Raw genomic sequence first — 24,264 nt, 5'->3', positions numbered from 1 at the left:
CACTCCTCCTGGGTTGAAAGTACACAGGCCACTGGATGACTGGCCGCTTCGGGCATCGCACACCGCATCAGGCACTTTGCCCGATCGGCACAACCTCGGTCGGTGCCCAATCCGCATCGCCGCCGGCCGCGGACGTGCGGTGACAACCGCGAGCGTCGTGGGCCGCTTCGAAGCGTTTCTCGATCCGGTTCAGGATCGACCAATACGCGCCCCGCTCGCCTTGCGCGATCGCTTCGACCAGCGCGTCGTTCGCGTTGTAGTTGAACAGACTCGCGTTGGTCCCGAAGAACCGGCGATCATTGCCGATCAGATCGGCAATGAATTGCTGCGGGTCCGGGCCCAATGCGGTCGGCAGATAGAACACCGGATGCAGCAGATCGTCGTTGCCTTCAATATGGCCGTGAAGATTCGGATTTCCGACGTGCAGGCCTTCGCGGCGAATCATCTGCTCTAGCTCGGTGCCGGGGAAAATCCTCAGCCCGACCGTCACCGAAACGCGCTCGGGATCGACGCGCTTGATGAACTCGATCGTCTCGCGCGCGGTTTCCTGCGTCTCGCCGGGGGCGCCGAACAGCAGCTCGATGATGTGCTCGAGGCCGTGGCGCTTCGCCGTATTGACCGCGTGCTCGATGTCGTGGGCGCTAAAGGTGCGGCGCAGTATCTTCAGCATCGTTTCGCTGGCGGTGTCGACGCCGAAGTTCATGCCCACGCAACCGGCTGCTTTCATCGCGGCCGCGAGTTCATCGGGAAACGGCCGCGGCATACCGTACGCATACCACTGGATTTTGCCGGCGAGCCCATGCCGGATGATGGCCGCGCACAGCGCAAGAGGATGCGCGACGCTCAGATTGAATTCCGAGTCGTTGATGTGAAAGACGTTGACCCCGCGTTCTTCGAGCGATGCCATCTCGGCGACGACATCATCGGGTTCGCGCATGCGCACCGTGCGGCCTTTGATCAGCGGCTCGACGCAATAGATGCAGGAGCGATTGCAGCCGCGCTTCGTTTCGATGCCGATCTGGCCGCCTTTGGCGAAGTAGTGGGGGTTGTCGACCAGCTCGCGTTTGTGAGGCCCTATGCTGGCCAGCGGTCCACATGCGTTCGGGGCGAGCGGCGTAGCGCGCACCCCGGCCGTATCGCGGTAGACCACGCCGGGTATGTGCGTGAAACTCCTGCCTTCTTCGAGGCAGGTCAGCAGCTCGGGAAAGCTGAATTCGCCTTCCCTGACGATGCCGAAGTCGGCGTCGAGGTAAGCAAGCAGCTTTTCCGGCATCACCGAGTAGCCCGCGCCGCCCATCACGACCGGAACCGCGCGCGCGCGCCGAAGCAACGCGACGATCTCCCTGATTCTGTCGAGAAAGCTGTAGCCGCTGGAAAAATAGACGTCGTCGGTATTTCGCAGCGTCACCCCCCAGTAATCCGGCGCGGCGGTGCGGCAGTGCGCGGCAATGGCCGCCTCGCAATCGTCGGAGAAGCACAGGTCGAGCAAATCGAGCTCGAACCCGGCTCGCTCCATCGGCGCCGACAGGTAGTCGAACGCAATCGGCGCAATCGCCGGTTTGATCTGGTTCGTGTTGACGAAGGTGACGCGCTTGGCCATGTTCGATCGGTCTCGGTGGAAAGGTTCGCGAGGGCTCGCAGGAATGCGCCTAGACGGCGACGTCGATGGACATCTTCTGGCCCGCGCGGGCCACCGTCATCTCACTCATGAATTCACCGAACCGATGCATCATCACCGCCGCGAGGTGCTTCGCCTTGTCCTCGCAGTCGGAGAATGCATAGAAGCCCGGACCCGCGCTGCTCATCCCCGCGTACACCGCGCCCTCGCGTTGCATCGTCTCGTCGAACTCGCGCATCACGTCGGTCCGGAAAATGCCTTCGAGCACCTTCATGTTGCTCATGCTGTTGAGTTCCCAGCCGTGCTTCAGAAACGCGAACAGGTCGTTGCGATGCAGTGCCGGCCGCAACTTCTGCTCGATGAAGTTGCGCCACGCGATGCCGTAGCGCTTCTGCCACTCGACAAAATGCGTCGGCACGAAGCCCGCCTCGGTGGTGCCGGACATGTCCGCGCCTTCGCCATGGGCGCGCAGCGCTTCGGTCGATAGCGTGTCGTAGTTGCCAACGGCGGTGGTCACCCACAGGTTTTCCGAACTCAGGTTGCCGAGAAAACGGCCGTTGCCGTGCTTCTCGTCGACCCAGACCAGACCGCCGAAGAACAGGCACGCTTCGCCGACGCCGGTCTCCAGTCCGAAATACACGTGCTCGTCATCCTTCGCGGTCTCGACGTAGTTGCGGGTGATCATTTCCCACATGTCGTGCGGCGAAAACGGTGAGCCGAACAACGCGTTCAAGCCGGCGAGCGTCGCGGTATTGAACGAGACATTCGAGCCGAAGCCGCTGTGCTGGTGCTGGATGCTGCGCACCCGATCGACGCGGATGTCGTCACGTGCGTAGCCGACGGCTCGCTTGAACAACTCGAGCATGTGCCGCCCGCTCGGGACGTCGCAGCCACCCTCGCCGTTGGTCGTCTTCGTGACGGTGATCCGGTGTCCGACCGTGCTCGTCGATACGCCGAGTCCGCCGCCACCGAAGCCGGGCGCCATTTGCATAAAGTCGAATACCGCGAAGTGAAGGCGCCCTGGCACCGAGACCTCGGCACGATCGTAGCTCGGTACCGCGTCGCGCTCCCAGTGCGGCAGCACAGTCAGATTCGCGCCCGGCAGGAACTGCCCCGCTTTCGCCTTCCATGCCTGATTCATTGCTCTACCTCCATCCTCGTGAGTTCTACGAATTTCAAAGCGCACCAGCCATTGTTCGCGCTCCTGACGCACTGTTCATGCCAGGCATTCTTTTGCAGCACGACGTGAGTCCTCGTCAGAAGCAATGACGCAAGCGGGCAGCCAGATTTCAAAGGGCAGCGCGATACATCCGCACGTTTAGATGTTTGGACGTCGGCATGCGTACCGGGCCGGTATCGAATGTCCTGCAGTCGACCCGCAACCAACAGATGCGCTTCACGTGTTGGCCCGGCACCGACATCCAGCAGGCTGCGAGGGGCTCCCCCGAACGTGCGTTGGCAAATCGCAGATCCGCTTCAATCCACGCGATACCCGCGCCCGCCTTTTGAGATCTGGCCACTTCGGTCCGTTCTTGCAGGGGATGAGGACGACTTTTGTGCTGCCCGCGGATAACTGGCATGAACCCTGCAAAAAGCGTCCACAGGTAGTGGCACCAGTCGATTTCCACTCGTGACTCGCCCTCTTGATCTTTGCCGGGAGCCGCAGATGACAGCAACCTTGAAGGACGACGCGCTGGCGCGACGCCACATCGATTGGCCGCGCGCCTTGCGGGCGATCAAGGCGTTGAGGGCGAACGTAGACGATATTCAGCATGCCTACGAAGTGATGATCGCGCTCGACGGCGGCCAGATGGAGACGATGTACCAGCGTTTTCTCGGCGAGCCCGGCGCCGGCGCGCTGCTTGCCGAGCAGCCGTCACTGCTCGGCACGCTCGCGGATTCCGACACGCTGCTGCGCTTGCCGCCGGGCTCGTTCGGCCGCGCTTACATGGCGATGATGGAGCACAGCGGCTACCGCGCCGATGGTCTGCTGCAGGCGAGCCGGCTGGCCGCGGGCCTCGAAGAAATCCTCCCCGGCCCGGACCGTCAGTGGTTCATCGAGCGCAGCGGCTGCATTCATGACCTGCTGCACGTGTTGACGGGCTATGGCCAGGACTGGGCCGGCGAGACCTCCCTGCTTGCATTCGACTGCGGGCTCGAACCGATGCGCGCGCGCATCGTCGGTCTGCTCGGCACCGCGCTGACTGCGCCGTGGTGGCCGAACTTCTGGGTCCATCGTTTTCTGCGCCGCGCGTGGCTGCGTGGCAAGCGCGCGCGCATTCCCCTTTCCTACCGCTGGGAAGAAGCGTTGCAGCGGCCACTCGAAGCCGTCCGCCTGGAGCTGGCGATCGAGCCTGTCGCGCTCGCGCATCCACAGGGCATCCTGGCCGGCGGCCAGACACTGCCGTGGCGCTACGCCGCGTCGAGCAACGCGTGAACGGAAAGGATCCCAGCATGGCCAGCACATCGAAAAAAGCGTCGACGCGCAACACCGTATTCGGAGTCGTACGCACGCAGTTACTGCGCGTCTGCCGCGAGCATCAGCGTGACTTCAACACTGAGATTCGCCTCGACAGTTCGCTGATCGCCGATCTCGGCCTCGACTCGCTGTCGCTCGTCGAAGCCGTGGTCGCAATCGAGCAGGCGTTTGGCATCGAGCGTCTGCCTCTAGAAGCGTTGAACGAAGAATGCGCCGAAGCGTATTTCACGGTCGGCTCGCTAGTGGACCTGTGCATCCGGCACGCCGCCGTCCGTGTAGACGCCAATGAGGGGTTGCGCACATGAGCCCGCGCCTTTCGCTGGCCACCGCGCATGCGAGACGTGGCCGGCTTGCCGCCGCGGCAGCCGCTTTCGGCAACACGCTCGGCCGCTTGCCGCTGGCGGCCGAGGCGGTGCCGATCGCCGGCGCGTTGGTCTGCTCGCTACTGCTATACGGACGAATAGCCGGCGTCACCATTGAACCGGGCTGGCGCTTGCTGGCCGGTCTTGCGTCGTTTTTTTTGCTGTTCGTCCAGCTTCGCCTGATCGACGACCTCGACGACCTCGAACGCGACTATCCCGCCGGGCACGCGCTGTTGGGGCGACGCGAGGCGCGACGCACACGCCTCGTCGCCAGCCTCGCGACAAGCGCGATGCTGCTCGTTGCGCTGAACACCGGCATGGGGCACGCGAGGACGGCCGCCGCTGCCGCTACCGCACTGGCCTTCGCTGCGCCGTTCGTCTTCAAGCGGCTGCTCCCGACCCACCCGCTGCTGTGCCTACCCGTTTTCGAGGGAGCACCCTTCGCCATCTTCATGTACGGCTTTTTCTTGTGGCGCGACGTTGCTGGGCGCGAACTGAGCTTCTACGTCGTGGTGTGCGTAGCGGGTTCGATGTGGACCGGCTACGAATTCTGGAAGTTCTCGCGCAAGGTCGGCACCGCCGCGCTGCGGCCCTATCACCTCTCCGCGCGCGCCATTCGGGTCGCGCTGAATGCCCTGCTGATTCTGGCGCTCGGCATCAACGTGTCGCTCTCGCGCCTGGCAAGCCTGTCGCAAACGTATTCGATCTATGCCGCAACGTTGCCGCTCGTATGGCTCGTGTGGCTCAACGCGAGCTGGCCGGGCCCCGCGAACAGACCGGGCCGGCCACGCTGGGCTGGCACCCGCTTCATCGTCGCCGTCGAGCTCGGACTGCTGGCCGGGCTTCTCCTCAAATGATACGCAACCCTGAATGGTCACCCACGATGGATAAGCACGTTCTCGTCACCGGTGCGCGAGGTCTGTTGGGCGCCGAAGTGATCGCCCGGCTGACGGCAATGGGGTACCCGGTCGTCGCATTCTTGCGCTCCGATGGACCGGTTGTCCGCAACGACGGCACACCGCTCGCGGCAACACCGTACGGCGGCCACACACCCGCTGCCGGAACCTTCGCATGTGTGCGGGGCGACGTCGCCGAGCCCAGGCTTGCGCTCGATCCACACACCTACGAGGCACTGCGCGCGGCAACGGGCGCGATCGTCCACTGTGCCGCGCTAACCAGCTTCGGGCGCAAGCCCGAGGTCTACGACGCGATCAACTTTCGCGGCACCGAGCGCATCGTCGAGTTCGCGCAAGGTAGCGGCGACGCGCCGATTCCGCTGCTCTACGTGAGCACCGCCTATGTCTGCGGCGAGCGCCCCGGCGTGTTCAGCGAGGACGATCTCGAACTCGGTCAGCGTCTGGGCAACCCGTATGAGCAGAGCAAGTACCGCGCGGAACAGTCGGTGCGAGCGGCGATGCGCAGCGGTCTGCCGGCGGCGGTGCTGCGCCCGTCGATCATCGTCGGCGACTCGGCGAGCGGCGTGATCCGCAAGTTCGACACGCTGTACACCGTCGTGCGCCTGACGGCCGCGGGACTCGTGCGCACGATGCCTGGCGACTACGGGGCGACGCTGAACATCGTGCCGATCGACTGGGTCGCGGACTGCGTCGTCGAAGCGCTGGCGAAGTTTCCGCTCGTGCGCGGACGCACGCTGCATCTGACCTCGGGCACGCCGACGACGCTGCGCGAAATCAATGACGTCTGCGCGGAGTTTCCCTCGTTTCACGTGCCTCGCTATGTGCCGCGGCATGTCTTCGACGCCGCCGCGATGAAACCGCTCGAGCGGCGTTACTACGACGAGGTCGTGAAACTGTACGAGTCGTACCTGACGCGCCAGGTGCGCTTTGCACGCGACGCGACCGCCGCGATCCTGCCGGCCCTGCCTCGGGCGACGGGCAAAACGCTGCTGCGCAGGATCTTTCGTTACGGGATCGCGGCGGGCTACTTCGTGCCGCGCTCGGCTTGACGCTCAGGGAGCCTAACCATGTTGATGACTGATCCGATGCTCGCCGAGCTCTGGCAAAAAGCGCGGGCCGCGCTCGGCGCCCAGTTCGAACAGCGGGCACCGAGCGCCGTGTTTCTCGAAGGCTCGATCGCCGAAGGCTTTGGCAACGAGCGCTCCGACGTCGACTTCGTCGCGATCGTCGATAGCGGGCTAGAGCCAGCCACGATGCCGTACATCCTGTTCATCGACGGCCGCCGCGTCGAGGTCAGGTTGCTGAGTCCGGCGCGGCTGCGCCGCGAACTCGCGCAGGTTCGCGCAGCGCTCGGCAAAGGCCGGCGCGCGGTCGCGCGTCTGTCGTGGAATCTGCTCGAACGGTGCCAGCGCTTTATCGGCGCGCTGCCGATCGACAACCCGGCGTTGATCGAGACGCTGCAAGCGGCGCTTGGCCGCGAGGCGCTCTGCGAGGCGGTGGCGCTGTGGTTCGAGGATTTCGCGCGTCAGACCGGCCGTTATGCGGTGGCGATGTTCGCGCTCGGCGAGCCCGACTACGCACGCGCCTGGATCAGGACCGCCGCGTTTCATGCGGCGAAGAGTCACGTGGCGCGCCTCGGCGAGTGCTACATGAGCCCGAAATGGCTGTCGCTGCAACTCGAACGCGCGACCGTCGACGCCTGCCGCGTCGGCCGTCTGTGGAGCCTGCTGCACGCGCCGCGCGAGCATGGCGCCGAAAGCGGGTTCCTCGCGGCGGGGGTCGCGCTGATCCGCGAGTTCGGCGTCAACGGTGTGAGCCTCATGGCCGACAACGTGCTGATTGGCCCCGGCAAGGACACGACGACCTGGCAGATCGGCGAACGGGTCCACGTGCTGCGAGGTAGCGACGTTTTTGCGCTCGACGACGAAGCGGCCCAGGCCTGGCGAGCGATCACCTTCGACACGCCATGCACGGCCATCGCCAGCCGTGGCGACGCGCCAGCGGCGAGCCGGCAGCGCGCGCTGATCGCGGACTTCAGCCGGCTGGGTCTCGTCAGCCTGCGCTGGAAGGGCAGCGGAGAAATCCACGCACGTCAGCAGGCGACGTCGATGCCGGTGTCGCGCGCGCCGTTGATTTCGATCGACGGCGCGCGCCTCGCGGGCGGCCGCGCGGGCGGTGCCCAGTTGCTGCCGATGCCCGCCGGGCGCTTCGCCGAAGCGGGTCTCGAGATCATCTGGGCCAACATCGGTCTCGAGAACGCGCGCGAGGACGCCCAGGGCGCACTCCAGCGCGGCCAATGGAAGGTGCTCGAGTACGCGCTGCAACGGATGATGCAGACCGCCTGCATGGTCACGCTCGGGGCGCACGGCGTGACCCCCCAGTCGACGATGGAAGAAGCGACGCTCGACGCGATCCGGCTGCTGCCGCTCGATGCGGCGCTGATCGACGGCATCCGCGAACTCGAACAGTGTTCGATCGGATCGGCTCGCGATGCACAGCGTTACGTCGCGCTCGCCGATGAACTCGCGCAGCGTCTGCGCGACCTCGGCGGCGACCCGCAGTTTCCGGCGAGCTTCGATACGGCGTCGGGCTGGCGCGGAACGATCCACGCCGCCTACGACTGGATCAACCTCGGCGCGCATCTGCACGCGCGCTTCCCGCAGACCGCTCACGGCGGGCGCGGTACAGCCGAGGAAGCAAGAGACCTGCTCGCTTCGTCGAGCACCTGAGCAACGGGGACCTCAATGACTTTCGACACCATTACACGCGCACGCGGCGAATTCGAATCGGCCCAAAGCTGCGCCGCCCCGACAGCATCGCCACGCCTGATCCTGAGCGCGGCGAGTCCGGCCGAAACCATCGAGCGGCTCGCCGGCAACAAGGGACGATCGCTCCATCGGCTTGCGAACCTCGGCGTGGCGGTGCCGCACTGGGCGATTCTCGGCACCGACTGCTTCGCGGAGTTCCGCCGCGACGGCGGCCTCGATCAGACCATCGCCGCGCTATTGCGCGACTTCACGCCTGCGAACGCCGCCGCGATCGCGAGCGCGATCCGCGAGGCCGTGCTGACGTGCGACATCAGCGCCGCGTTGCGCACCGACATCGCACGCGCGCACGACATCATTGGAGACGGACCGCTCGCGGTGCGCTCGTCCGGCATCGAAGAAGACAGCGCCAGCTTCTCGTTCGCAGGCCAGTTCGACACGTTCCTCGACGTCCGCGGGCTCGACTCGACGCTCGAACACGTACGCCGGTGCTGGGCTTCCGCGTATTCCGAGCGCTCGCTGCGCTACCGGCATCAGCACGGACTCTGTATCGCCGGCGCCGGTATGGCCGTGATCCTGCAGCGCCTCGTTCAGGCGGACACGAGCGGCGTCGTGTTCACGATCAACCCGGCCAACGGCAACCGCGACGAGCTCGTGCTGAGCGCCGTCTACGGGCTCGGCGAGGGACTCGTGTCGGGCGCGGTCGACGCCGACACGATCACCGTGGACCGCCACACCGGACAGCCCAAGCAGGTGGTGATCGGTGAAAAACACGAGCGTCATGACGGCCGCCACATCCGCGAGGTGCCAGCCGCGCTGCGCGACGCAGCGGCCCTCTCTAACGACGAGATCGAGCGCGTCGTGGCGGCGGCCCGCACGCTCGAAAGCGAGTTCGGCGAGCCGCTCGATATCGAATGGTGTATCGCGGAGCACCAGCTGTGGATTCTGCAGGCGCGCCCCGTGACCACGTCGATCGCACCGGCCCCATCGCGGACCGGCGAATTTCAGCTGTGGGACAACTCCAACATCGTCGAGAACTATCCCGGCGTGACGACGCAACTGACCTTCACCTTCGCGCAGCACGTCTATGCGCAGGTGTTCCGCGAGTTCTGCCGGTTGCTCGCGATTCCGCACAAGCAGCAGCGCGAGATGGATGGCTTCCTCGGCTCGACGCTCGCGTTCCTGAACGGGCGCGTGTACTACAACCTGCTGCACTGGTACAAGCTTTCCGGGCTCGCGCCGTTCCAAAACCTCGGGCGCAAGATGATGGAAGTCCAGATGGGCGTCGACGAGCCGCTCGATCTGGCGAGCTTCGCCGCGCTGATCGCGCCGTACAAGACCGGCTCGCGCGCCGGACTCGCCTGCATCCGGGCCTTGAGCGGCACGAAGTTCGCGTGGCACTTCGCGCGTCTCGAGCGCAACGTCGAGCGCTTCCGCGCGTTTTTCTATCCGGTCTACGACGAGTTCAACGCGCTCGACTATCGCTCGCTTCCCGCCGACGCCGTCTATGCGCACTACTGCCGCTTCGAGCAGGCGCTGCTAGGACGCTGGGGCATGATGATCGTGCTCGAGTCGGCGATCGGGCTCAGTTACGGCGTCGTCCGGCGGCTGATCAAGCGGTGGATGCCCGGTGCGCCCGACTGGCTCGAAGTGGCGGTGATCGGCGGCATGGACGACATCGAGTCGATCGAGCCGGTCCGCAGGCTGACCGCGATTGCGCAAGCCGTGCGGGCGAAGCCTCAGGTCGAAGCGCTGATCCGCAGCACGCCGTCTGCCGTTGCGTATGCGGCGCTGCGCGGATGCGGCGCGCCCGGGATCGTCGCCGACATCGAGCGCTACCTCGCCGACTTCGCGTACCGCAGCAACAACGAACTGAAGCTCGAAGAGCCCGATCTGCGCGAAGACCCGGGCGTGCTGTTCGATATGTTGAAGGCCGCGCTCGCGCATGGTGCCGCGTCGATCGATCGCAGCGCCACCGAAGCGCACATCGACGCGTTGTTGCGTGAGCGGCTCAATCCGCTGCAGCGCTGGATTTTTGCACGCGCGCGCGGCCGCGTGCGCGCCGCGATCCGGGCGCGCGAGACCGTGCGCTTTTGCCGTTCGCGCGCGTTCGGGGTCGCGCGCCGGATGTTCCGCGCAATCGGCGAGGGTCTCGCCGCCGACGGCGTGCTGGCGACGGGTCGCGACATCTTCCATCTGCGCCTCGAGGAAATTCGCGGGTGCTTCGAAGGCACCGTCTCCCACCGCGAACTGCGCCCGCTCATCGAGCAGCGCAAGCGCGACGATGCCAGCTATCGCGACATGGCTGACCTGCCGCCACGCTTCGTCACGCATGGCCCGGTAGCGGCCTGGCTCAGCAACCCGGCGAACCTCGCCGCGTTGCGCGTGGCGCCTGCCCACGCGGCCGGCGCGACGCTGCGCGGCACGCCTTGCTCGCCGGGCTTCGCCGAAGGACGGGCGAAGGTCGTGCGCGAAGCGAACGAGTTCGACGGCGGCATCCTCGTCACCTATCGGACCGACCCCGGCTGGGTGCCCGTATTCGCGTCGGCGACCGGGCTGCTGATCGAGCGTGGCAGTCCGTTGACCCACGCCGCGATCGTCGCCCGCGAAATCGGCATCCCGACCGTCGTCCAGATTCCGGGCCTCACCACGCGCGTGCAGTCGGGCATGCAGCTCAAGGTCGACGGCCATAGCGGCGTGATCGAACTGCCCGAGCCGACCTGACATGAATTGACCGCCCGCTGACCACTGAAACCGCCCCTGAAGGAAACCACCATGTACCGCCTGCTCAACGATCGTCGCGACCTGCCGCATCTGCGGCTCTACCTCCACTGCGCGCTGATATTCATTCCCGCCGCAGCCGTGCTGTATTGGCTCGGCCGCTTTCCCTGGTGGCTGGGCGTTGCATACGTGCTCGTCTGGAACGCGTTCGGCGACCGTTTCACGATGAGCTACCACTGCACGCTGCATCGGCGGCTCTTCAGGAAGCAGTACCGCGCGCTCGAAATCCTGCTCGACTGGATGCTGTGTCCGTTCTTCGGTCAGACGCCGGGCACGTTCTATGTCCATCACATGGGCATGCATCACATCGACGACAACCTGCCACGTGACCTGAGCTCCACGATGCGGTTTCAGCGCGATAGCGTCATCGGCTTTCTGCACTACTACCTGCGCTTCGCCGCGCTGGTGCCGCTCGATCTGTCCGTCTATCTGTGGCGCTCGCGCAATACGAAGCTGATCAGGCAACTGCTCGTGGGTGAGGTCGCGTTCTACGCGGCGGTTGCCGCCGCCGCGTACTGGAACCTGCGGGCGACGCTCGTCGTGTTCGTGTTTCCGTTCGTGTTCGTGCGGCTGATGATGATGATCGGCAACTGGGTCCAGCACGCGTTCATCGACCCCGATCAGCCTGACAACCCGTACACGAGCAGCACCAATACGATCGACTCGCGTTTCAATGCGCGCGTCTTCAACGCCGGTTATCACATCTACCACCACGTCCGCAAAGGCACGCACTTCAGCGAGCTCACGAAAGAATTCGCGGCGAACCTCGAGAAGTACGGTCGCGAGGACGCGGTCGTGTTCGATCGCATCGACATCGCGCAGATCTGGCTGCTGCTCGTCACGCGCCAGCACCGCAAGCTCGCCACGCATTTCGTGCGCTTGCCGGGCGCGCCGGTACGCAGCGACGACGAGGTGATCGCGCTGCTGCGTCGCCGACTGCAGCCGATCCGCGACTGGACGCCCGCTGCTTCGCTCGATCACTGAATCTCGATTAATTGACCGGGGATCCCTCACCATGGACCAGACGCTTGTCGATGCCGTTGCAGCACTGCCGCGCGGCGACGCTCGAGGCCTTCGCTTCGTCTCCACGCACGGCGACGAGCACTACTATCCTTACGAGGCGCTCGAGCGCGAGGCGCGCAACCACGCGAAAAAGCTCGTGGCACTGGGGCTGAACAAGGGCGACCGCGTCGCGCTCGTGATCCTCGACCCGGAAGCGTTCATCCTGAGCTTCCTCGGCGCCTCGTTCGCCGGTCTCGTCCCGGTACCGATATTTCCGCGCGGAAGCCTGAACTTCAGGACCCGCACACGTTACGCCGAAACCGTCAGTCACATCGTGCGCTCGGCAGGCGCCCGGATGCTGCTCACGTCGAACTCGACAAGAGAGACCATCGAGGACGTGCTCGCCGTCGACTCCGGTCTCGAACGTATCGTGACCATTGAAGCGCTGCTCGACGGCGAGCCGCCCGCGTGCGAATTGCCCACGCTGCATCCCGATGACCTGTGCTTCCTGCAATACACGTCGGGCAGCACGTCGCTGCCGAAAGGCGTGATGGTCACGCATCGCAATCTGGTCGCGAATGCGACAGCGTTCCTCGGACCCCGCGGCATCGATCTGCGCGAGCAGGACGTCTATGTCAGCTGGCTGCCGCTGCACCACGACATGGGGCTCATCAGCGTGCTCGGCGCGCTGATCTGCGACTTGCCGAGCGTGCTGCTGGCAACCGAAGCGTTCGTGCGCCGGCCCGGCCTCTGGATGGAGGCGATCACGAAATACCGCGGCACCATCAGCTTCGCGCCGAACTTCGCGTACGCGCTCGCCGCTCGCCGTACCCGCGACCAGGACCTCGAAGGCCTCGATCTGCGGCGGCTGCGCGTCGCCGGCTGCGGTGCCGAGCCGATCAACGCGCAAGCGCTGCGCCAGTTCTGCGCGCGCTTCGAGCCGGCCGGGTTTCGTGCCGAAGCGCTGCTGCCGTGCTACGGGATGGCCGAAGCAACACTCGCGATCACGTTTCACGACCACGGCCAGCCGCTCGTCACCGACGTCGTCTATGCGGCCGCGCTGGGGCTTGGTCGAGCGATACCGGCGGCGCGTGATAACGGCTTACGCACGATCGAACTGGTCGGCTGCGGCCATTGCTTTCCCGGCCACGAGTTGCGGATCGTCGACGAATCCGGGCGCGCGTTGCCCGAACGCTGCGTCGGCGAAATCGTCACGCGCGGGCCCAGCATCACCGTGGGCTATTACGGCCAGGCCGACGCGAGCGCCGACGCGTACCGCGACGGCTGGCTGCAGACCGGCGATCTCGGCTACCTCGCCGGCGACCAGCTCTATATCTGCGGCCGCAGCAAGGACCTGATCGTCATTCACGGCTCGAACCTCTATCCGCAGGACATCGAATGGGCGGTGGCCGAGTTGCCGAGCGTGCAATGCCGCGGTGTCATCGCGTTCAGCGTGATGCGCGACGGCGACGAGACACTGGTCGTCTGTGCCGAGGGCAAGCCGGCGGAGGCCACGGCGCTGCGGCGTGCGATCGTGCAGAAGGTCGCCGAATGCGCGGGCCTGCAGGTCGGTCACGTTGCGATCGTGCAGGCGGGCAGCTTGCCGCGGACCTCGAGCGGCAAGGTGCAGCGCCGCCGGACCAAGGCACAGTTCGAAGCCGGCGAGCTGGAGGAACACTCGTGAGCATGCGCTGGCGCGAGATCATGCTGACGCTGTCGGGCGCGCTCACGCTCGCCGCCTGTCACGCGAAAGAAGCCGAGGTGACGCTGCCGCGCCCGGTCATCGCCGTGGTCGTGCATCGGGACAGCAAGCCCGTGCTCGCGACGCTGCCGGGCGAAGTCAACGCACGCTATGCGACGCCGCTGTCGTTTCGCATCGCGGGCAAGCTGATCGAGCGGAAGGTGCGGCTCGGCGATACGGTCACGGCCGGCCAGGCGATCGCGCGGCTCGATGCCGACGACGCGCAACGCAGCCTCGCGAGCGCGCAGGCCCAATTGATGGCGGCGCAGCATCGGCTCACCTTCGCCGAGCAGCAACTCGATCGCGACCGGGTGCAGGCGCAGGAACAGCTGATCTCGACAGCGCAGCTCGAGCAGACCCAGGATGCGTATGTGGCGGCCACCGCGCAGCGCGATCAGGCGCTACAACAGTTCGCGCTGCTGAAGAATCAGACGCAGTACACGGTCCTCACGGCGGACCATGCCGGCGTCATCACCGCCGAAGACGCCGATACCGGGCAGAACGTCGCGGCGGGACAAGCGGTCTACCATCTCGCCTGGTCCGGCGAGGTCGATATTCTCTGCGACGTGCCCGAGAGTCTGCTGAACGCGCTGGCGATCGGCAGCGCGGCCAGCGTCTCGCTGCCGGCCGCCACGGGCAGACGCTTCACGGCACACCTGCGGGAGCTGTCGCCGGCCGCGGACCCCGGTAGCCGCACCTATCGCGCGAAACTGACGCTCGATGGGCCAGGCCCCGAGGTCCGCCTCGGCATGACGGCCACCGTCACGTTCGCCGCGGCCGGCGAGGCGCAAGCGGACGACCCGATCACGCTGCCCGCGAGCGCGCTCTTTCACGACGGCAACGCGCCGGCCGTCTGGGTCGTTCGGCCGGGCGACCAGGCGCTGGAACTGCGCCGGGTCCAGGTTGGCCGCTACGACGACCGCACGATCTCGGTCGCGCGAGGCCTCAACGACGGCGAGCGCGTCGTGCTGCAAGGGGTGCATACCGTCAGCGCCGGCGAAACCGTGCGCGCGGTAGCGCCGTTGCATCCCGAGGACTTCGCATCATGAGAGCGCCGTTCGGCCAGGGGCCCGACGGAGCGGGTGGACCCGGCGGAACGGGCGGACCGCGGCGGCCGGCAGCGGACGATACCGGCCGCTTCAATCTGTCCGCGTGGGCGATCCGTAACCAGGCGCTCGTCATCTTCGCCGTCGTGCTCGCGACGCTGTTCGGTGTGCTCGCCTATTCCCGGCTCGGACAATCCGAGGACCCGCCGTTCACGTTCCGCGCGATGGTGATCCGGACCTTCTGGCCCGGCGCGACCGCACGCCAGGTCGAGGAACAGGTGACCGACCGGATCGGCCGCAAGCTCCAGGAAACGCCTCATCTCGACTATTTGCGCAGCTACTCGCGTCCCGGCGAATCGCTGATCGTCTTCACGATGAAAGACTCCGCGCCGGTGAACGAAGTGCGCGAGACGTGGTACCAGGTACGCAAGAAAATGGCCGGCATCGTGGATACGCTTCCGCCCGGCGTGCGGGGGCCGTACTTCGACGACGAGTTCGGCGACGTCTACACGAACATCTATACGCTCGCCGGCGACGGGTTCTCGCCGGCGCAATTGCACGACTATGCCGACGAACTGCGCGGCGTGCTGCTGCGCGTGCCCGGGGTCGCGAAAGTCGATTATTTCGGCGACCCCGACGAGCACATCACGATCGAGATTCCCAACGCGCAATTGACGCGGCTCAGTATCACGCCGCAACAGCTCGCCCGGGCGATCAACGCGCAAAACGCGGTCACGCCGAGCGGCACGCTGACTACCGCGTTCGACCGCGTGTACGTGCGTCCGAGCGGCCAGTTCACCGACCTGAAGGCGATGGCCGACACGCTGATCGACATCAATCACCGCCTGGTTCGTCTCGGTGACATTGCCACGATCAGGCGCGGCTACGACGATCCGCCGGTCTCGCAGGTTCGCACCGACGGCCGCGCGGTGCTCGCCATCGGCATCACGATGCAGGCTGGCGGCGATGTGATCCAGCTCGGCAAGCGGCTCGATGCGCAGACAGCGGAATTGCGTGCACGTCTGCCCGCGGGGCTCGAACTCGTCGAGGTGTCGAGCATGCCGCACGCGGTCTCGCATTCGGTCAACGGCTTTCTGCGGGCCGCCGCCGAAGCGATCGTGATCGTGCTGGCCGTGAGCCTCATCTCACTGGGCTGTCGCGCCGGCGTGGTGGTGGCGATCTCGATCCCGGTCGTGCTCGCGGTCACCGCGCTATGCATGAACGCCTTCGACATCGGCCTGCACAAGATCTCGCTCGGCACGCTGGTCCTCGCGCTGGGCCTGCTCGTCGACGATGCGATCATCGCGGTCGAGATGATGGCCGTGAAGCTCGAGCAGGGCTGGGGCCGCGCGAGGGCCGCGGCGTTCGCCTACAGCAGTACCGCATTTCCGATGCTGACGGGAACCCTCGTCACGGTGGCGGGATTCCTGCCGATCGCGCTGGCAAAATCGGCCACCGGCGAATACACGCGCTCGATCTTTCAGGTGTCCGCGATTGCGCTGATCGCTTCGTGGTTCGCGGCGGTCATGCTGATTCCGTTGCTCGGCTATCACCTGCTACCCGAACGCAAGGACATCGCACGCGAGACGCCTCGCCGCGCGCTTCGCAAGCTCCGCCGGCGCGACGACGCGCAGACGCGCCGGACCCCGGTGGCGGCGCCGCGCGCCACCCGCTTTCATGACCGCCTGCGCGACTGCATCGCGTGGTGCGTGAAGCGGCGCCTCGTCGTGCTCGGCGTCACGGCCGCCTTGTTCGTTGCCGCGTTGGCCGGCTTCGCGCTCGTGCCGCAACAGTTCTTCCCGAGCTCCGAGCGGCCCGAACTGCTCGTCGACATGCGGCTGCCCGAAGGCGCGTCGTTCGAAGCGACGCTGCGCGAAGCCGCGCGCCTCGAAAAGACGCTGGCCGGCCGGCCCGAGATCGATCATCTGGTCGACTTCGTCGGCGCGGGCGCCCCCCGCTTCTACCTGCCGCTCGACGTGCAGTTGCCGCAGCCCAACTTCGCGCAGCTCGTGATCACCGCGAAGTCCGTCGACGACCGCACGAAGCTCGAACGCTGGCTCGCGAGCACGCTGCCAAACAGCTTTCCCGCCGTCCGCGCGCGCGTTTCGCCGCTCCAGACGGGCCCCTCTGTCGGCTATCCGGTGCAGTTTCGCGTCAGCGGAAACGACCTCGCCACCGTGCGGGAGATCGCGGAAAAGGTCGCGGCGACGATGAAAGCCGATGCTCGCACAACGGGCGTCCATTTCGACTGGGACGAACCCGGCGAACGCTCGGTGCGCTTCGAGATCGACCAGCAGAAGGCGCGCGAGCTTGGCGTCACCTCGGAAGACGTGGCGAGCTTCCTCGCAATGACGCTGTCGGGCTATACGTTCACGCAGTACCGGGTCCGCGACCGCTTGATCAGTGTCGACCTGCGCGCGCCGCAGCGTGAGCGGGTCGACCCCGACGAGATCGTGAACCTCGCGATGCCGACGCCGAACGGCCCGGTGCCGCTCGGTGCGCTCGCCCACCTGAACAACGAACTCGAATACGCGGTGATCTGGGACCGCGACCGTCAACCGACGATCACGGTCCAGGCCGACGTGCGCGGCAACGCGTTGGATATCGACGTGACCCAGGCGATCGATCGGACGCTCGCGCCGCTACGCGCGTCGCTGCCGATCGGCTACCGGATCGAGACCGGCGGCGCCGGCGAGATCAGCGGCAAGGCGCAGGCGTCGGTGATCGCGCAGCTTCCGCTGATGCTCGTCGTGGTGCTGACGCTGCTGATGATTCAACTGCGCAGCTTCGCGCGCGTGCTGATGGTCTTGCTCACCGCGCCGCTCGGGCTCATCGGCGTGGTCGCCGCACTGCTGCTGTTCGGCAAGCCGTTCGGCTTCGTGGCGATGCTCGGCGTGATTGCGATGTCCGGCATCATCATGCGCAACTCGGTGATTCTGGTCGATCAGATCGAACGCAATATCGCCGCGGGCCAGGGGCGCTTCGATGCGATCGTCGGTGCCACGGTCCGGCGCTTCCGCCCGATCATGCTGACCGCCGCGGCAGCCGTGCTCGCGCTGATCCCACTGCTGCATTCGGCCTTCTTCGGACCGATGGCGACCGCACTGATGGGCGGCATCACGGGCGCCACCGTGCTGACGCTGTTCTTCGTTCCCGCGCTGTACGCGACCGCGTTCAAGGTGCGGCACTTCGAACGCGGTGTGCGAACCGCGACCCCGACATTCGAATATACGTGGAGCTGATCGTGGGCACAGACTGCAACCCCGTCGACGGGCCGGCGCTCGCGAGCGCGCCGCATTTCGCCGGCGCGCCGGGTCGAGCGCGGGCAGGGGCGATCCACGGTTGGCGCGCGGCGTTCGGCGCGGCCGCGACGATCGCGCTTGGCGCATGCTCGTTCGGTCCGGGCGGCGAGCCGCCCGCGATGCCCTCTCCCGCCCATTACGGCGTCGAGCCTCAGCCCGCGCAAACGGTCGCCGCGCTCGGTGTCGCGCAGCACTTCGCCACCGGCGCGCAGCCTGTGCCGCAATGGTGGCGGCTGTTCGAATCGACAGCGTTGAATGACCTCGTCGAAGAAGGTTTGCGCAACAGCCCGACCCTCGCTGCCGCCGACAAGCACCTTGCCGCCGCGCACGAACAACTGCGGGCGCAGATCGGCGCCTCGCTGCTGCCGTCGGTCGATCTGGTCGTGCAGGCCTCGCGCGGACGCGATCTCGGCATCCCGGTCCCCGGCGGCCCGAATACGCTGCTTTACAACGAGTTCATCGGCGTAGTCCAGGCGCAATATACGTTCGACCTGTTCGGCGCGGTGCGTAAAGCCAACGCGGCCCGATCAGCGCGTGTCGAGATCGACGCGTATCAACGCGAAGCCGCGCGCCGCGCACTGGCCACCAACATCGTCACGGCGACGATCGAGGCGGCGATGTTGCGCGCCGAGATCGACGCGACCGGGCGATTGATCGCGCTTGCGGGCGATCAGGCTCACGATACCGAACGGCATTACGAACTCGGATCGCTGACACGCGGCGACGTGTCGACTGCCCGACAAAGCATCGCCGCGCTCGAGGTCAGCGTGGCCGATCTGCGGCAACGGCTGACGGTGACGAGACATGCGCTTGCGGTGCTGCTCGGCCGCACGCCTGATGCGGCGCCGCCCGAGCCCGAGCTGGCGAGCCTGCACTTGCCGCAGGACCTGCCCGTCGTGCTGCCATCGGACCTGTTGCGCGCGCGGCCCGATATCGCGGCCGCCGAGTCGGCGCTGAAAGCCGCGGCAGACGACGTCGGCGTCGCGACGGCGCAGCTGTTTCCGAGCCTGACGCTGAACGCCTCGATGGGACAAGGGGGGTTCAACTGGCCGCTCGCGCTGTCGGGCGCAGGCGCGATCTGGAGCATCGCCGCGACGATGTCGCAAGCGCTTTTTCATGGCGGCGCGCTCGTCGCACAGCGGCGCGCGGCAAATCGACACCTACGAGGCCGCCGTGTTCGAGTACAAGCAGACCGTGCTGGCGGCGTTCGAAAACGTCGCGGACACGCTTGCGTCGCTCGAACACGACGCGCAGGCGCTCGACGCCGCGAGCGGCGCTGCCCGTGAGGCACGCGAGGCGTTCGACGATGCCACGTCACGTCACCGGCTCGGCGCGCTGCCCGCTGCATCCGCCCGCGGCGGCGAGCAGCAGTACGAAGCAGCGAGGCTCGAAGAAGTCCGCCTGATCGGCCGGCGCCTGGCCGATACGGCGACGCTGTTTCAGGCGATGGGCGAGCTGCCGGCGGGCAGCAGCCAGACACCTGACCATCTGGCCGGCAAGTGATCGGGCCGCCGCTGCCGACGGCGCCCGCTTGCGTTCAGCCGGCGCGTCCCCGCGGAACGCCCACAAGGTAAGTCAGACCGATCGGCGAGCCCTGCACCGGCAGTGTGCCGATGTCCCATTCGAAGCTCTGCTGGTCCGGGATACTCGCCACCATCTCATGCAATTCGTCGGGGTTGTAGATGCGCAGCATCGACACGATGCCGTCGAACAGACACAGCAGCGGGATAGCCGGCAGCACATAGGTGAGCGCTAGTCGCGACCAGCGAAACGGTCGGATCAGCGGAGTCAGCGCGAGCATCATCAGCGGCATCACCAGGATGAACACGATACCGAGCAGCCGGTGGTCGGCACCCTCGACGATGACGATCGCGCGACGCTTCATCACCGCGTCGGCGAGGATCGCCCGCGCATCGTCCGGCCGAAAATGGTGGAAAGCGTTGAACATCGTGCGCACGCCGTCGAATCCCGATGGCACGTCCATCGCGTCCACCGGTTCGCTCACATAGGTGACGCGGCCGGTTGCCCCAGCGGATACGCGCTCGTACGCGGCGCGATTGGGATAGAAGTCGGTCAGTTGCACCGTCACGCGTCCGGACTGCGCGAGCAACGGTGCAAGTGTCTGCCACGGGCCGCCGCCGCCCGAACATAGATCGACGATCCGGTCGTTGCCGACCCGCCGCATCGCTTCGCGCAGCTTGCCCGCGATGACGTTGAAGCCCTTGTGGGTATTCGCCAGGAAATGCAGCCAGTCCGTCCCGCCGTCACGGATCGCCCGTGGGCACCACGGCTGGTCTTCGATTTCGAGCAGATGCAGGCGTCGCATGATCACGCGGGCAACCGAGGTAACTGAAAACCGGCGGATTTCATAACGTGCCCTGGCAGTGTGCAACCGGGTAGACAGAGAAGGCCTGCACGCTAAACACCACGCCTGTCAGCCTTGGCGAGCGGCAACTTACTACCGAAGTTAAACGAGCCAACGCGTGCGCTTCTTAACGACGTCAGTCGACTATACGCTGAGCCGCGCCGACGACGTTAGCGGTTCGCATCCTGCATAATGACCACGCATGAGGACTTACCCGCATCATCCGCCGGACGGCGGCCGGGAGACGAGCGATGCAAAACGACAGACCGCCGCCGCGGCGGGTGACATATGAGAAAGGGATCCGGATCGGCGGCCCCGGCTGGTTCGGCCGGTTGCTGACCGTCGCCCTGAGCGCGATCCTGTTCGTGGTGGCCGCGATGCTGTCGATCGTGCTGTTCGCCGTGCTGTTCGCGGTCGGCACGATCGTCGTCGGGTATCTGTGGTGGAAGATGCGCGCGTTGCGCCGGCAGACGGTCGCGGATGGCGACGACGCCCGCACCATCGACATGGAGGTCGTCCACAAGGACCCGCCCGACGACGATTCCGCGCCACGCTGAGGATCGGCTACGCGCGTGCCTCAAGCCGCAAGGGCCGCTTCGACCGCGCTTACGTAATTGCGAAAGCCGGCCTGCTGCAGCGCCTCTCGCAGTCGCAGCAGTTCATGTCGCGTGGCTTCGCTGAGCGGCGCCTGAAGCGCGAGTGCCAGCGCACGGCCACGCGCCGCGAAAAGCTCGGACCACGGCAACGGTTCGCGCTGTGTATAGGCCTCGAGTGCGTCCACGTAGTGCAGCATGCCAGCAGGATCGCCCGCCCCCAACATCGCTTCGACGGCGTCGCGGTAAAACCACAGGTGGTTGTGGCCGACCGCGCCGAGGCGCAACAGCGCCTCGCCTTCAGCCAGTAGCCGCGTACGCTCGCCGTTATCGTCAACCGCACGGCTCAGTGCGCTCAAGGCCTTTGGCCCGGAAAACTGAGTCCCTACCTCGCGTGAGATGGCGAGTGCTTCGCGCAGCGCCACCACTGCTTCACTACGGCATCCTTCGTCCAGTAACAGGCGACCCTGCATCTCCAGATTCTGCGCTTCGAAGCGGCGCGCACCCAATTGCCGGATCACACGCATTTCCTGCACCAGATGCTTGCTGGCCGCCTGCGCATCGCCCAGTTCCTGGCAGGCGAACACCCCCAGCGTCTCCCCCAGCAATTGCGCGCGAGGCTGCCCGATCAACTCGGCGGCGCGGGCGGCGGCGCTTGCGTCCTCGCGAGCCTGACTTGCGTCGTTCAGATAAATGCGGCTGAAGCCCTGCATCGACAGATTGGCAACCTCGATGCGGCCGAACCCGTGTTCGCGGCTCATCGCTACGCATTCGCTGAAATGATGGAACGCGGTCCGCATGCGCCCCTGCGCATACGCCGCATCCGCCAGGCCGCCGAGCGCGCGAGCCTCTGCCTCGGGCAGACCGAGGCGCCGCGCGTAGCCAAGACCGCGCTCATGCTCGGCGCTGCAGGCGTCGATCTTGCCGAGCGGAAAGAGAATGTTGCCGCGCAGATAGTGGAGGCTTGCAAGCTCCGCCAGCCGGTTGTCTCGCTCCGCGATCTTTTGCGCTTGCGCGAGTAAGCCAAGTGCTTCGTCGAGACCCTCGCTGACACGCAGACCTTCCGCGAGCCCGAGCTGACAGTCGCATCGGGCGGCGTCGTCGGTGGCGGCGGCGAGTGCGGTGCGGTACGTCACGATCGATCCTGCGATGTCGCCCAGGTCGCGCTGAAGTTCGCCCTTGCAGCAGCTCAGTGCATGGCGGTCTGCGTCCGACTGCGCGATTTCGATGCCGCGCTCGGCCAGCCGCAGCGCGGCTTCGAAACGATGGGCGGCACGCTGTGCGGCCGCCGCGACCAGGTAGGCGTGCGGCGCGTGCTCGTCTTCGGCGCGGTCGAGATGCTGGGCGTGCAGCGTGACATCGCTTTGTGCGAACCATTCGGCCGCGCGCAGATGAAGTTCACGGCGGCGCGCGCGCAACAAAGTCGAATAGGCGCTCTCCTGGATCAATGCGTGGGCGAACAGGAAGTCGTCGCCTTCCGGCAGCACGAGTGCATTGACGAGCAGGCCGTCGCAGACGTAGCCAGGATCGTCCACCAGTTCTCGCAGCAGTGCGAGGTCGAAACGCTGGCCGATCACGGCGCCCGCCTGGAACGCCAGGCGGTCACGGGGCGCGAGCCGGTCCATCCGCGCGAGCACGAGACTGCGGATCGACGCGGGCACGTTGCTGCCGCTGCCTTCTTCAGCGTAGCGCAGCAGTTGTTCGAGAAACAACGGGTTGCCGCCCGCGCGCTCGATGCAGGCGAGCGCGACGCGCTGGGTCGCATCGATGAAGTTGCCCGCCAGGCTCTGGGCCTCGTCCTTGCGAAGCGGTCCGAGATCGATCGTGGCGAACGGGGTGTCGCGGCAACGTGCGCGCCAGCCTGCATCGATCGGATCGCCTTCCACGCGCGAAGTCGTGACCAGCAGGCCCGTGCCGTTGGCAATGCCTGACGCGAACGCCGACAGGTAGCCGATGACTTCGGCATCGGCCCAATGCAGGTCTTCGACGACGATGAGCGTCGCCGCATGGGCGCAAGCGTCCTCGGTCAGCCTCACGGCGAGCGCCTGCTTGCCGCGCTTGCGCGCGCCGTGGTCCATGGCCTCGTAGATGGTTTGCCATTCGGCGCTCTGCGGGAGGTCGAGGAAGTCGTGCAGAAACACGATCTGCTCGGCCTTGACGATACCTTGGGTCGCGACCTGCGCGGCGGCGGCCTGCCGCGCTTCACTCGATGCACCGGCCGGTAAGCCGAGCAGGCTTCCAATGATGGTTCGCACCGGATCCTGGCCCTTGCCGACGCCGAAATCGAGCACGAGGCTTCGATGGAGCGTGAAGCCCTGTGCCTGCGCATGGCGGCGCATCTCGTCGACGAGCCGCGTCTTGCCGATCCCGGCTTCGCCCCGCACATGAACGACATGCCCTGCGCGCCTTGCCATGCACGCATGAAGGATGCCGTGAAACTGTTCAAGCTCGGCTTCGCGTCCGACGAAGCGGCTGCGGCTCGTCCTGACGGGCTCGCTGCCAAGCACGACGAGCCGCCATGCCCGCACCGGCGTGTCGATGCCCTTGAAGCGCCGCTCGCCGATTGCTTCGCAACTGGCGGCGTCGCCGAGCGTGCGCGCCGCGTCGTCGGATATCCAGGTTTCGCCGGCGGCCGCGGCTGCCACGAGCCGAGCGGCCAGGTTCACCGGATCGCCATGCACGGTGTAGTCCTGCGCGTCGGCGCGGCCCAGCGCGCCCGCGATGACCTCGCCACTCGCAATGCCGATATGCGCCTGCAACGGCCGCCCGGTCTGCGCGGCCAGCCGCGCCAGGCCGTCGTGAATGTCGAGAGCGGCACGGGCGGCGCGCAGCGTGTCCGTCTCGTGCGAGCGGGGCGCGCCGAACAGCGCCATCACCGCGTCGCCGATGTGCTTGTCGATCGTGCCGCCATAGGCGAGCACGATCCCGTCGACCAGCGCCGTGTAGCGTCCGATCAGCGCGCGCAAGTCTTCGGGATCGAGCGAGCGCGACAGCATCGTGTAGCCGCAGAGATCGGCGAACAGAATCGTGACCTGCCTGCGCTCGTCCGCGGGCACGTCGTTGTCGGCGGACGTCTGGGGCGGTAGCGGCGCGGCTGCCGTTAGGGCGCCTGCCGCCGCGGCCAGAATGCGCTTACGGTGGCCGAGCGACTGTACCCCCAGCTCTTTCAGGTCCACGTCGCTCAGCTGCCCGAGCAGCGACATGTCGATGTCGTTTGCCGCGAACGCCTGGGCGTACTGCTCGAGCCCGAGGTCCCGCAGCCATTTCTCGATATCCATGTTCGTCGCCCCGCC

At 66.5% G+C, this 24,264-nt stretch carries 16 protein-coding genes and 1 pseudogene; 12 read left to right on the top strand and 5 right to left on the bottom strand.

Annotated features, from left to right (window positions below; all coding sequences use genetic code 11):
* Positions 1-67: 67 nt before the first annotated feature.
* From OKW41_RS21050 to OKW41_RS21040, 3 genes are all read right to left on the bottom strand, one after another.
* Complete coding sequence (locus tag OKW41_RS21050; protein WP_429448024.1) at positions 68-1,600, bottom strand: B12-binding domain-containing radical SAM protein; 1,533 nt, start codon at positions 1,598-1,600, stop codon at positions 68-70.
* Positions 1,601-1,649: 49 nt separating this feature from the next.
* A complete protein-coding gene (locus tag OKW41_RS21045) occupies positions 1,650-2,759 on the bottom strand; it encodes a hypothetical protein (RefSeq protein ID WP_184073184.1) in 1,110 nt (369 codons plus the stop codon).
* A 148-nt stretch (positions 2,760-2,907) separates the two neighbouring features.
* Positions 2,908-3,246 (bottom strand): hypothetical protein, encoded by a 339-nt coding sequence (locus OKW41_RS21040; protein ID WP_429573831.1) that lies wholly within the window; start codon positions 3,244-3,246, stop codon positions 2,908-2,910.
* A gap of 38 nt (positions 3,247-3,284) precedes the next feature.
* On the opposite strand from OKW41_RS21040, the gene OKW41_RS21035 reads away from it, so the two are divergent.
* The 11 genes and pseudogenes from OKW41_RS21035 to OKW41_RS20985 all read left to right on the top strand — a co-directional run bounded on the left by OKW41_RS21035 (position 3,285) and on the right by OKW41_RS20985 (position 19,516).
* Positions 3,285-4,055: a Coq4 family protein gene (locus OKW41_RS21035; protein WP_429573830.1), complete on the top strand. Its 771-nt coding sequence runs from the start codon at positions 3,285-3,287 to the stop codon at positions 4,053-4,055.
* A 17-nt stretch (positions 4,056-4,072) separates the two neighbouring features.
* Complete coding sequence (locus OKW41_RS21030) at positions 4,073-4,402, top strand: acyl carrier protein (protein ID WP_429573829.1); 330 nt, start codon at positions 4,073-4,075, stop codon at positions 4,400-4,402.
* Between the two features lie 86 nt (positions 4,403-4,488).
* A complete protein-coding gene (locus tag OKW41_RS21025) occupies positions 4,489-5,316 on the top strand; it encodes a hypothetical protein (RefSeq protein WP_429573828.1) in 828 nt (275 codons plus the stop codon).
* 26 nt (positions 5,317-5,342) lie between these two features.
* Positions 5,343-6,425: an SDR family oxidoreductase gene (locus OKW41_RS21020; RefSeq protein WP_429573827.1), complete on the top strand. Its 1,083-nt coding sequence runs from the start codon at positions 5,343-5,345 to the stop codon at positions 6,423-6,425.
* An 18-nt stretch (positions 6,426-6,443) separates the two neighbouring features.
* Positions 6,444-8,105, top strand: coding sequence for a nucleotidyltransferase domain-containing protein (locus OKW41_RS21015; RefSeq protein WP_429573826.1), 1,662 nt, complete (start codon positions 6,444-6,446; stop codon positions 8,103-8,105).
* 15 nt (positions 8,106-8,120) lie between these two features.
* Positions 8,121-10,865, top strand: a complete 2,745-nt coding sequence (locus OKW41_RS21010; RefSeq protein WP_429573825.1) for a phosphoenolpyruvate synthase — start codon at positions 8,121-8,123, stop codon at positions 10,863-10,865.
* A 51-nt stretch (positions 10,866-10,916) separates the two neighbouring features.
* Complete coding sequence (locus tag OKW41_RS21005; RefSeq protein ID WP_429573824.1) at positions 10,917-11,906, top strand: fatty acid desaturase; 990 nt, start codon at positions 10,917-10,919, stop codon at positions 11,904-11,906.
* Between the two features lie 31 nt (positions 11,907-11,937).
* A complete protein-coding gene (locus OKW41_RS21000) occupies positions 11,938-13,608 on the top strand; it encodes a fatty acyl-AMP ligase (RefSeq protein WP_429573823.1) in 1,671 nt (556 codons plus the stop codon).
* Positions 13,609-13,610: 2 nt separating this feature from the next.
* The gene (locus OKW41_RS20995) at positions 13,611-14,714 is read left to right on the top strand and encodes an efflux RND transporter periplasmic adaptor subunit (RefSeq protein WP_429574352.1); all 1,104 of its coding nucleotides are present in this window, start codon (positions 13,611-13,613) and stop codon (positions 14,712-14,714) included.
* The gene (locus tag OKW41_RS20990) at positions 14,711-17,953 is read left to right on the top strand and encodes an efflux RND transporter permease subunit (protein ID WP_429573822.1); all 3,243 of its coding nucleotides are present in this window, start codon (positions 14,711-14,713) and stop codon (positions 17,951-17,953) included. The genes OKW41_RS20995 and OKW41_RS20990 overlap by 4 nt, the downstream gene beginning before the upstream one ends.
* Positions 17,944-19,516: pseudogene (locus OKW41_RS20985) on the top strand (efflux transporter outer membrane subunit). The gene OKW41_RS20990 and the pseudogene OKW41_RS20985 overlap by 10 nt, the downstream one beginning before the upstream one ends.
* 34 nt (positions 19,517-19,550) lie before the next feature.
* Here the strand turns inward: OKW41_RS20985 and OKW41_RS20980 are convergent.
* A complete protein-coding gene (locus OKW41_RS20980) occupies positions 19,551-20,339 on the bottom strand; it encodes a class I SAM-dependent methyltransferase (protein WP_429573821.1) in 789 nt (262 codons plus the stop codon).
* Between the two features lie 290 nt (positions 20,340-20,629).
* Here OKW41_RS20980 and OKW41_RS20975 point away from each other — a divergent pair, with 290 nt between their 5' ends.
* Entirely contained in the window at positions 20,630-20,935 is a 306-nt protein-coding gene (locus OKW41_RS20975; protein ID WP_429573820.1) for a hypothetical protein, read from the top strand.
* A gap of 20 nt (positions 20,936-20,955) precedes the next feature.
* Here OKW41_RS20975 and OKW41_RS20970 read toward each other — a convergent pair whose 3' ends face one another.
* Positions 20,956-24,249: an adenylate/guanylate cyclase domain-containing protein gene (locus OKW41_RS20970; RefSeq protein WP_429573819.1), complete on the bottom strand. Its 3,294-nt coding sequence runs from the start codon at positions 24,247-24,249 to the stop codon at positions 20,956-20,958.
* Between the last annotated feature and the right edge of the window lie 15 nt (positions 24,250-24,264).

The sequence above is a fragment of the Paraburkholderia sp. UCT70 genome (assembly GCF_050434085.1).
In the GTDB taxonomy this organism is placed as follows: domain Bacteria; phylum Pseudomonadota; class Gammaproteobacteria; order Burkholderiales; family Burkholderiaceae; genus Paraburkholderia; species Paraburkholderia tuberum.
The sequence above is the reverse complement of the archived record's forward strand: the minus strand, read 5'-3'. Positions and strand labels throughout refer to the sequence as shown.